Genomic DNA, 10,298 nt, shown 5'->3' with positions numbered 1-10,298 from the left:
CCGACTGAATTTGTTCGGGAGTTAAATCTGCTGTTCCGACCAAAGTGGGGAAGATGCGAGAAGTAGGACCGACAAACTTAAAGCCACCGACTGCTACACCCAGTCCGCGACCGCGACGACCGCGACCACCTCCGCGCAGAGCAATCACATAGCGATCGCCACCCCGTTGAACCAAGCGAATTTTAACTTTTCCAGAACGTCCGGGAGACGTGAAAGCAAAGGAATACAACGGTGCGCCGAGAAGTTCGTAGGTGCCAGCATTGAGATCGGTGCTAAATGACGTAATAGAACCAGACAATTTAAGCTCATCTAAGACGCTGTTGACCAATGCTTTAAAGAAATCTTGTTCCGCAGTGGTTTGGGACGCAGCAGCCGTTGTTGTACCATCAGCGTTGAAGATGTTGGATAGATCGATCTTGCCTCCACTGAACTTGAAGGAAAAACCACCAATATTCAGGTTGTTGACCGTGTTGATTTGAGTAACTGTATTGTTCGTGGAAGCGATATTCGCTGCACTCAGGATTTGGCTTTGGGCTGCACTGAAACTGGAAACACTCGTGATGCTGGAGTCAAAAGTTTGTCCCACAGCAAGGGCGATCGCGATATCTCCGCGTAATTTTCCTTTAGACTCAAAACCATTCGCTTGCGTGAAGTCATACTCAACGGGTTGACCGCCGCTTGAAGTGGCATTAGTACCGGCAAAATTCGCCCCTACATCACTCAAGAAACCGAATATTCCCGTTCCTTGTCCTTTAATCTTATAGTCAACAGTATCGGTCGCAACAAATCCCGTTCCATCGGTTACAGAACCAACAGTCGTTCCATTTGTTAGATTAAAATCAACAACACCATCCGTGCCACTGAGTTTAACCTTGAGATCGCCACCACCAATGGTTTCAATCTTGAAAGAATCAGCTTCACCGAGGAACTTGATTTCTCCATCGGCTCCATTTAAGTCATTTTCAGTGGTATTTGCTGCAACTTGAGCATTGTTACCCTTGAACTCAAATTTGACTTTTGAAGCCAACTCTAAAGTACCGGGAATTAAGCTGCCTCCAGAACTACCGGAAAACTGAATGGTACTGGGCAGAGCAATCAAACCGGTTTTCAGATCGCCATTGAGAGCGCCAACTTCCATTTTACCGGGGATGAGGACATCGCCGACATTGCCATACAAGTTAGAAAGGAAGTATTGGGAAGAGCCAGCGCTCAGTAAAGAACCAACAATGGAGGTATCGGAAGCAAAGCTGCCGACTTGATAGCCTAAAATGGTATCAACTTGAGAGAAAGGAATGATGAAACCATTGGAGTCAAAACCAATCCCAGAAAGGCGACCGCGAATTAAGCCCGTATCTCCACTCGTAACTGTGTTACCACCATCTGTATCGGTGTAGCCGCCGAGAGCCGTGGGAACAAAGGCAGGGTTAGTGAGAGTTCCGTTAGGGCTAACAATAGTCAGAGATTGAACTTGCAGATCGAAAGGACGAATGCCTTGAGTTGCGAGTTCGGGAATGAAGTAAGCGGCATTTCCCGAAACGGTACCGCCAGTAACTTGAATTTGCGCTTTAGCGGGAACAGTAGCCAGTGCTAAGGTGCTGACAATTCCCAAACCAAGGGCAATAGAACGAGATGTTTTAGAAACCATGTTCAAACTCCAGTTGATGAATAAAAATTGATATTTCTGGGGGGAAGGGATAAAACTTATCCGGAAGAGGTTAGATACAGCTTGGAGAAACTACTGAGGGAGCAAATTGCTCTCTAGAGAGAGTTAAAAAATATTTTCCCTCGTTTTCACCCTGTTAGATTATTTAGATGTTCGTTATTTTCGAGAAGTTCCCGAGACTCGAAAAGTTTTTTTGATGCCAGTTAATTTGTGCAAAAAGAGAAGAGATAAACGGCAGTTTTGTCAAGACCGAAGCTAGACTAAATTCTTCTCGATCGCCACATTACTACTTTAAGGGCATATCTATTTTTCTCACATCCGACAGATCGCTTAAAATTTTTGTTTTTAAATGGTGATTTTGAGCAATTTGCGTAGTTATACTAATCACTGTTTCTAGAATTTTGCTATTTTCGTTCTCGCTTTAAGAAATTATCAAAAATAAGCGATAATTATAAAGTTCTTGTAAAGATGGGAACAATTTTCTGAGTTATGCGATCGCATTGTTTTGCTTTTTTGAATGTAAAAAGTTGCCTCGCTGCTAACTCGTCGTTCCCCAACAAGTCTGCTCGTAACCCATATTTAAAGGAGGGAGTTCGTAATTGTGCTGTTGGGCATCGCTGTTGGCGATCGCCATGCAAGCATTTGGGTAAATGTCAAGAAGGTGTAATATTTCTTAATATTAGGGGAGTTGAGAAGGCGATCGCTAAATAGCCAGTAAAAGAGCCGCTTTTGCTGCGAGGGGAAGAGAAAAGGGATCGATGTCGATGGGGGTAATATTGAGATGTCACAGGTTAATCCTTTCTCAGTTTAACGTTCAAGGGACCCAACAGGTTATAAAACTGTCACCTTACCGTCATAGTTTTGTCACAATGGGGGGATAAAGTCGAAGCAAGCAGCCGAAAGTTTTCCAGCGATCGCCAGATGCGACAAGTTATACCAATCAATAGGGACAGGAGATAGAGTGATGCAAGATTCTTCTTTAAATGCAACTTTCATTGATTTAAGCGAAACTAATCTTTGGGGCAAAAAACTGATCGGCATTCGTCTTAGACGTGCTAATTTACAAAATATTAACCTTGCTTGTGCCGATTTGACGGCGGCAGATTTAAGCGAGACTAATTTAAAATATGCCAATTTGATTGAAGCAAATCTTCTGCGGGTCAATTTAAGTGGTGCGGATCTGAGTCATACTGATGCGATCGCCGCTAATATGCAGGGAGCCGATCTGATTGGGGCAAAATTAAAGGAAAGCGATCTCAGCGATGCTCAATTGCAGGGTGCAGAAGCGATCGGTGCGAATTTGCAGGGGGCAAATTTAGAAGGGGCAAATTTGAGTCATGCGGACCTCAGTGGTGCCGATCTAAAAAATAGTTGGTTAACTTCTGTCAATTTAGAAGGGGCAATTTTAAAAGGAGCAGATTTAAGCAATGCCATTTTAACAGATGTCAATTTAAAAAATGCCGATCTGCGCGGGGCAAAGTTTACTAATTCTATTATTGTCAATGTCGATCTCCGTGCTGCTAATTTACGAGGTATTCTTCTTGAAAATGCCGATCTGAGTAACAATTGGGGAATTTCTGAGATGATGAAATGCGAATTTGAAAAACAAGGAGCAAGATTCATTGCTGGAAATATAGATGAAGAGATTTTGATGACAAGCAATTTCTAAAATTCATTTGAATATTGTTCGCGATCGCCGCATTTCTCCAGAATCAATTGAATATTCTCTAAAAAAAGTAAAGTTTGTCCTATTTTTTTAGTTTGAAATTGCGTAATCTAAGAGCATTGGTAACAACAGAAACAGAACTAAAAGCCATTGCTGCTCCTGCGATCGCCGGATTGAGTAATATACCGAAAAAAGGATAAAGAATTCCTGCTGCAATGGGAATCCCTAAAACGTTGTAAATGTAAGCGAAAAAGAGATTTTGGCGGATATTATTCATAGTAGCACGACTAAGTTGAATTGCCGTAACAATACCCTGCAAATCTCCAGAAATCAAGGTAATATCACTAGCAGAAATTGCAACATCAGTACCTGTCCCGATCGCCAATCCAACATCCGCTTGTGCGAGTGCAGGAGCATCATTAATACCATCCCCTACCATAGCGACAATTTTTCCTTCTGCTTGTAATTCCTTAATTTTATCAGCTTTTTGCTCGGGTCGCACCTCAGCAAAAATGCGTTGAATGCCTGTTTCTCTGGCGATCGCCGTAGCAGTTTTTGCATTATCTCCCGTCATCATCACAACTTCTAAACCCATCTTTCTCAAAGTGCTAATTACTTCGATAGAAGAAGGTTTAAGACTATCTGCGATCGCCAATAAACCTGCTATTTTTTCATCAATAGCGATCCATGCTGTTGTCTTTGCTTCTGCTTCCCATTCTCGGGCGCGATCGCTGAATATTTCTGTCTCAATTCCTAACTGTTTAAGCCAGCGTTGCGTCCCAATTCTCACCCATTTTCCCGATACTTTTCCTTGCACTCCCATTCCGGCGATCGCCTCAAAATCCGTAACATCAGATAAGTTTTTAACACCTTGCGATCGTGTATATTCTACAACAGCTTGTCCTAATGGATGTTCGGAATTCTTTTCTACTGCTGCTGCTAATGTTAACACATCGATCTCATTTCCCTCAGCAATTCCTTTCACTGTTATATAATTCGTAACACTGGGTTTTCCTTGGGTAATAGTTCCCGTTTTGTCTAAAACAATAGATTGCAATTTATGAGCAAGTTCTAAACTTTCTGCTCCTTTAATTAAAATCCCATTTTCTGCTCCTTTTCCCGTTCCTACCATAATAGAAGTCGGTGTTGCTAATCCTAAAGCACAAGGACAAGCAATAATTAAAACACTAACCATTGCTACCAGTGAAAAAGTAATATTTTGTGTTAAAATGAACCACAAAATAAATGTAATGAGAGCAATAATCATGACAGTGGGAACAAACCAACTCGTAACGCGATCGGCAAGTTTCTGAATAGGAGCTTTACTCCCTTGAGCATCTTGTACTAACTTGACAATTTGCGCTAAAACTGTATCTTTACCAATGCGAGAAGCCTTAAATTTAAAACTTCCTGTCTTATTAATTGTCGCCCCAATAACTTCATCTCCTACTTGTTTTTGAATAGGCATTGATTCCCCTGTAATCATCGCTTCATCAATTGCAGAAGTTCCCGCAATAATTTCGCCATCTACCGGAATTTTCTCCCCTGGACGCACAATAATAATATCACCGATAATGACTTCTTTAATCGCAATATCTCGCTCTTTTCCTGCACGAATCACTCGCGCTGTTTTAGCTTGTAAACCTATTAAGTTACGAATAGCTTCCGAGGTTTTTCCTCGAGCGCGATTTTCCAACAATCTGCCAAAGAGAATGAGGGTAATAATCACAACAGCCGCTTCATAATAAACATCGGGAGTTAAACCGCGATCGCGGAAAAAATCTGCAAAAAAGGTAGCAAATAAAGAATAAAGATAAGCCGATCCCGTCCCTAAAGAAACAAGAGTATTCATGTCAGCAGTTCGATGGGTGAAAGATTTCCACGCACCGCTAAAAAAGTCCTTTCCACACCATGTTATAATGGGTAAACTAACCACCAATTGTAACCAAGGATTATGCAGCCACATCGGAATAAAAGGAACTTGTAATCCTGTCATCATTGGGATCGAACCAAAGACAAGGAAAAAACTCGCGATCGCACCAACAATAACTTTCTCAGTCAGCTTCTTTTGTCGTGCTTCTCGAAGGATTTTTTCAGTATCTTCCGATCCGTCTTCATCTAAAGGTGCAGCATGATACCCTGCATCTTCTACCGCTTTTTGGATGGTGCCGAGGGTAGTTGCACGATGATTATAGGTCACGGTAGCGCGAGAAAGGGCGAAATTAACATTACATTCATTAACTCCAGACACCCCTTGAATTGCTTTTTCGATGTTATTAGCACATCCCGCACAACTCATACCTTGTAATTGTAGATGGGTTTGCATGATTTTCTCCTGATTGGCGATCGCTTACTCTCTCTAGGATAAAGTCTCCAGTCAAGGGGAGAGTCAAGGAGATAAATTAAAACTTTACAGAAATTTATAATTGGAGGTGAAAAGTAATGTCCTATAGCAACTTTCAGATTCGCGATATCATCAAAAAATTTGCGATTACCTTAAATGAAAGAAGCAATCTATTTGCTGATATTGTTGACGTTGAGTATAGCGAACATCTTGCTTTTACAATCCAAGAAAATTTAACTTTAGCGGTAACAATTAATACAGAAAAATCTCGTTCGGAGATGATTATTACACCGATTCTTTTAGAACTCCGAAGACAGTTAAATTATCAAATTAGTTTGTTTTCTGGAAAAGATTTTAATGTCGATCCAGAACAAGGATTAAAAGGAATTTGTGACTATTTAATTAGCTTATCTCCCGAACAACTCTTAATTTGTTCTCCCGTAATCGCTGTTGTTGAAGCAAAGAAAGAAGATATAATTTCTGGATTAGGTCAATGTATCGCTGAAATGATTGCAGCACAAATTTTTAATCAACGAGAAGAGAACAATATAAAAACTATTTATGGTGTTGTCACCTCGGGTACAAACTGGCGATTTTTAAAGATTGAGGAGACAACTGTTTATATTGATAATGTCGAGTATTATATCAAAGATATTGGCAAAATATTAGGCATTTTAAAAAGTTGTTTGAGAAATTGTCTGTAAATGAAAATCATCAAGGCAAACCCTATTTATATTTGGTATTTTTGTATTATTTAATCAGGGGAATTTCGATAGTAAACTCTGCACCTTGTCCTAATTCAGACTGACAAGTAAGCACACCACTATGTTTTTCAACGATAATTTGATAGCTAATTGCTAATCCCATCCCCGTTCCTTTGCCAATAGGTTTGGTCGTAAAGAAAGGATTGAACAATTTTTCTAAGTTTTCTGGAGTAATTCCCGTACCATTATCAGCAATCCGAACAATAAGATGCGGTTCCGAAATGCGATCGCTTGAAGCAATTTCTGTACTGATGGAAATCTGGCTGGGTTTGGCTTTAATCTCTTCTGGGGAACGATCGCGATCGCGTTCCTCAAGAACATCAATTGCATTAGCGAGAATGTTCATAAAAACCTGATTGAGTTGTCCTGGATAACAATCAATCTTAGGAAAATCGCCATAATTTTTGATAACTTGAATGCCAAATCCATTAGGTTTTAGCTGCAGGTGGTTTCCCAAAATCAGTAATGTACTATCAATACCTTCATGGAGATCGACAGTTTTGCGATCGCTCTCATCTAAACGAGAGAAATTCCGCAAAGATTGCACAATTTCTTGAATTCTATGAGCGCCTACTTGCATTGAAGCCAGCATTTTCGGTAAATCTTGTAGCGTAAAATCTAACTCAATTGCTTCTGCTTCTGATTGGATTTCTGGGATTGGCTCGGGATAATATTTGGTATAAAGATTTAACATTCCAATCAAATCCTGGATACTTTGTTCGGTATGGGTAAGATTTCCATAAATAAAGTTAACTGGGTTGTTAATTTCGTGAGCAACTCCTGCAACTAACTGTCCCAAACTGGACATTTTTTCGTTTTGAATCAATTGGGTTTGAGTATCGAGTAATTGTTTATGAATATTCTGTAACTCGTGTAATGTTGTTTCTAATTGGGTTGCTTTTTCTCTTGTCCTTGCTTCCGATGCTTGCAATGCGATATAGAGTTTTGCAAGGCGATCGGCTTTCCGTAGAGAAATCCTCACGATCGCCTCTCGCAGTTCTAAAGCCGCCTCAATTTCACAGGTTTTCCAAGGTAAACTGGCTAAATGGACTAATTCTTTCCACAAAGCAAAAGATTGTCGGGGACAAAGAACAATTTCGCCATCTTTGCCGGGTTGTGAGGCTTCTTGAGGCCTCCCTGCCCATTTTACAGTCTGTAGGGTTTCCGGTCGAAACCAGAGGATATATTTGGACTCAGTTTCAGAAAGAGAAATAGCGAGGAGTCCGCTTGCAATTTCTTTGTGAGATGCCCAGTTAGGAGCTAATTGAACGAGAGAATTTGTGTGAACAATTTTTTCTTGGGGATGTTTTGTGCTTAATATTTGTACCAAAGAGGCGATCGCCTCAATTTCTGGAGTTTTCCCCAAGCAAATACAATCGTCATCTTGCCAAATTGCGACCCCAGTTGCTCCAGTTAACTCGAGTAAATGGTTAGGAGAATTCGTTAATCCATCGCTAATTTTCTCCTCGACTGACATCCATTCAATCAGTTTAACAAGAACCTGATTGAGGTGATATTTATAATCAGTGTCAGTGCGATCTTTTTTCGTGGCCATTTCCAAAGAAATAATTTGGCCGAGCAATTTACAAGCTGCCCGCATTGCATAGGGAAGATATTTGGGAGTATAATGATGGCAAGCAATTAAACCCCAAAGTTCTCCTTCTCTGGCGATCGCAATAGTTAAGGAAGCTGAAACTCTCATATTTTTTAAATATTGAGTATGACAGTCCAAAACACCACGCAAGACTGCATTACTTAAATCTAAAGGTTCTTCTTGAGGAAGTACAGGAATAATCTCAGCCGAAGGCATAGCAATATCGGCAATCACGCGCACTCCTACTTCTAAGGTCAGTTCCCGTGAAGTTAAGGGAATATCAGAAGCAGGATAATTTAGCCCCAAAAAGGCTTCAAGATGCTCTTTTTTATCTTCTGCAATAACCTTCCCATGACCTTGTTCGCTAAAGCGATAGAGCATTACACGGTCAAATCCGGTAAGCTGACGAATTTCAGTAACAGTAGTTTCAAATAAGGTTTGCAGATCGTCGATTTGTCGCAGTTTTGTGGCGATGCGATGAATTGAGCGATAGTAATCTAACTCATTAAATGCTGGTTTGGAAAGAAGGGGTTCTAGTTCCAAAATCACCTTCTTTCCTGACCGATGGAGGATGCCATCAAAGCGTACTTCGCGATCGCCTTGGGTCGTAAAACTTCCAGCTTGTAGAGATAATTTTAAGGGATTAATTGTATTTTCTTGAGTTAGTGCTTGTTGTACCTGCTCCATTTGTTCGCGATCGAATAGCAGACTAAGAGGACGATTAATCAGGTCATCAGGATGAATTCCTAAAATGCTAGAACTATTATTGCTAATTTGTGCGATTGTTAATTCAGGTTCTTGCAATGTCAAGAGAACCCCATAAGATTGAATATATCCGAGGGCGCGGAGAGGCTCTTTTTCAATGAACTCAGGACTGCCGGAAATACGGCTAAGGTTACTTAATTCCATCGTTTTTTCTGGGATTGCAGGATATCAAAACTTTCAATAATTTGGCTCTATCTCACATTCAATCGGCAGCTAACCCCTGATATAGCACAACTAAATGAATTGTAAATAAGAGACTCTGGGGTTTGGAGACCAAACCCCTACCGTATTTTCTGATTCTATAATAACGCATTGCGAATGCAAACGCGATCGCAATTCGACCAATCCAGTATCGTTAAATGCGATCCCTCTGTTCGAGAAGATTTGCAAAAACTCACCCAATCTCAACAAGATTCTTATTTTATTTCGACTTCACATTAACCAGAATTAAAATTAGCGATCGCGTTGTAGCAGCCAAATCATTAAAGCGACAATTCCTACTTGCAGGGCAAAGTTGGGAAATACTCGGTATATTTCCTGTCCCGAAGTCAGTTGGGCAAGGAAAATCAGAGCGCCGATCGCCCCAGATGCAGCGAAACTAACATAGACGAAACGACGCAAACCCCGATAAGGCGATTTTAGTTCGGCTCTCAATTGAGCATATTTCTCTGGACTCAGGGATTTTGGCGTTTTTTTCAGGTCTGGCATAATTTTGTCTGGCATAAAAAGGAAAAAAGGCGATTTTTGGCGATCGCGATATTTTCAGCTATAATACGAAACTGTGTCTAAATGAAAACTGCCTCAAAGAACAATTTCATTTTCTGATTTGCCCTCGTAGCTCAGTGGTAGAGCATTCCACTCGTAATGGAAGGGTCGCCGGTTCAAATCCAGTCGAGGGCTTCCAAATACATCAATAATAAGAATTTACGTCGTTATCACCTCAAAATGATAATGATGACTATAACTTACCCTATTGAAAGAAAAGAAATCAAAATAGAAGGCGATCGCAAATTGCGATCGCCTTCTTTAATACAACAATAGGGGGAGTCTGAGGGGGGGATTGGTTTCCCCACTCGTCTATACGGTGGGGCGGAAAATCCCCCCTCAGAAATGTACGGACGTTTCATGAAACGTCCCTACCATCCTTATTTCTTCCTCCACTTTGGTTTTGGATGTACTGCTTGATGATTGCCAAAGGTGCGCCGCCACAGGAAACGATGCACTTGGAATCATGCCAAATTTTCGAGTGAGTGCTATATTCAAGTATAGTCCAAGCCATCAAGGAAAAGCAAAAATGGCAACGAGCGGTGCGACCTACCGGAACAATCGCATTCGCCTAGGGAACGCGCACCAAGACAGGCGATTGACATTTCGGTTATATCCCAATCAAATCCAGTGTCAAACTTTGTTAGAGGCACGTCGTCTTCATGCTTATTTGTATAATGCTTGTTTGGCTCATCGACGTTTTGAATGGCGAAAAAATCGCAAGTCAATCGATTATT

The 10,298-nt window shown here is 40.9% G+C and carries 6 protein-coding genes, 1 tRNA gene and 1 pseudogene; 4 read left to right on the top strand and 4 right to left on the bottom strand.

All coding sequences use genetic code 11. The annotated features are described in order from the left end of the window. The coding region (locus VB714_RS25770; protein WP_323228024.1) for a hypothetical protein at window positions 1-1,645 on the bottom strand (1,645 nt) is incomplete at its 3' end. Window positions 1,646-2,627: 982 nt separating this feature from the next. On the opposite strand from VB714_RS25770, the gene VB714_RS25765 reads away from it, so the two are divergent. Next, window positions 2,628-3,332: a pentapeptide repeat-containing protein gene (locus tag VB714_RS25765; protein WP_323228022.1), complete on the top strand. Its 705-nt coding sequence runs from the start codon at window positions 2,628-2,630 to the stop codon at window positions 3,330-3,332. Window positions 3,333-3,411: 79 nt separating this feature from the next. Here VB714_RS25765 and VB714_RS25760 read toward each other — a convergent pair whose 3' ends face one another. Continuing rightward, window positions 3,412-5,655 carry a heavy metal translocating P-type ATPase gene (locus tag VB714_RS25760; RefSeq protein ID WP_323228019.1) on the bottom strand — a complete coding sequence of 748 codons (2,244 nt, stop codon included), beginning with the start codon at window positions 5,653-5,655 and terminating at the stop codon, window positions 3,412-3,414. A gap of 116 nt (window positions 5,656-5,771) precedes the next feature. Here VB714_RS25760 and VB714_RS25755 point away from each other — a divergent pair, with 116 nt between their 5' ends. Then, a complete protein-coding gene (locus tag VB714_RS25755; protein ID WP_323228017.1) occupies window positions 5,772-6,377 on the top strand; it encodes a hypothetical protein in 606 nt (201 codons plus the stop codon). 46 nt (window positions 6,378-6,423) lie between these two features. On the opposite strand, the gene VB714_RS25750 is transcribed toward VB714_RS25755, so the two are convergent. Together VB714_RS25750 and VB714_RS25745 are read right to left on the bottom strand one after the other, a co-directional pair. After that, window positions 6,424-8,940 (bottom strand): ATP-binding protein, encoded by a 2,517-nt coding sequence (locus VB714_RS25750; protein WP_323228014.1) that lies wholly within the window; start codon window positions 8,938-8,940, stop codon window positions 6,424-6,426. 309 nt (window positions 8,941-9,249) lie between these two features. Continuing rightward, window positions 9,250-9,519 (bottom strand): DUF3493 domain-containing protein, encoded by a 270-nt coding sequence (locus VB714_RS25745; protein WP_323228011.1) that lies wholly within the window; start codon window positions 9,517-9,519, stop codon window positions 9,250-9,252. A 105-nt stretch (window positions 9,520-9,624) separates the two neighbouring features. Here VB714_RS25745 and VB714_RS25740 point away from each other — a divergent pair. Together VB714_RS25740 and VB714_RS25735 are read left to right on the top strand one after the other, a co-directional pair. Continuing rightward, a tRNA-Thr gene (locus VB714_RS25740) sits at window positions 9,625-9,696 on the top strand. 331 nt (window positions 9,697-10,027) lie between these two features. Next, a pseudogene (locus tag VB714_RS25735) lies at window positions 10,028-10,298 on the top strand (hypothetical protein); the annotation flags it as partial.

The sequence above is a fragment of the Spirulina sp. 06S082 genome, assembly GCF_034932145.1.
Lineage (GTDB): Bacteria > Cyanobacteriota > Cyanobacteriia > Cyanobacteriales > Spirulinaceae > CCY15215.
The sequence above is the reverse complement of the archived record's forward strand: the minus strand, read 5'-3'. Positions and strand labels throughout refer to the sequence as shown.

Coding starts and splice junctions, on each gene's coding strand:
- VB714_RS25765 (WP_323228022.1), top strand. CDS start 2,628: ATGCAAGATTCTTCTTTAAATGCAACTTTCATTGATTTAAGCGAAACT.
- VB714_RS25760 (WP_323228019.1), bottom strand. CDS start 5,655: ATGCAAACCCATCTACAATTACAAGGTATGAGTTGTGCGGGATGTGCT.
- VB714_RS25755 (WP_323228017.1), top strand. CDS start 5,772: ATGTCCTATAGCAACTTTCAGATTCGCGATATCATCAAAAAATTTGCG.
- VB714_RS25750 (WP_323228014.1), bottom strand. CDS start 8,940: ATGGAATTAAGTAACCTTAGCCGTATTTCCGGCAGTCCTGAGTTCATT.
- VB714_RS25745 (WP_323228011.1), bottom strand. CDS start 9,519: ATGCCAGACAAAATTATGCCAGACCTGAAAAAAACGCCAAAATCCCTG.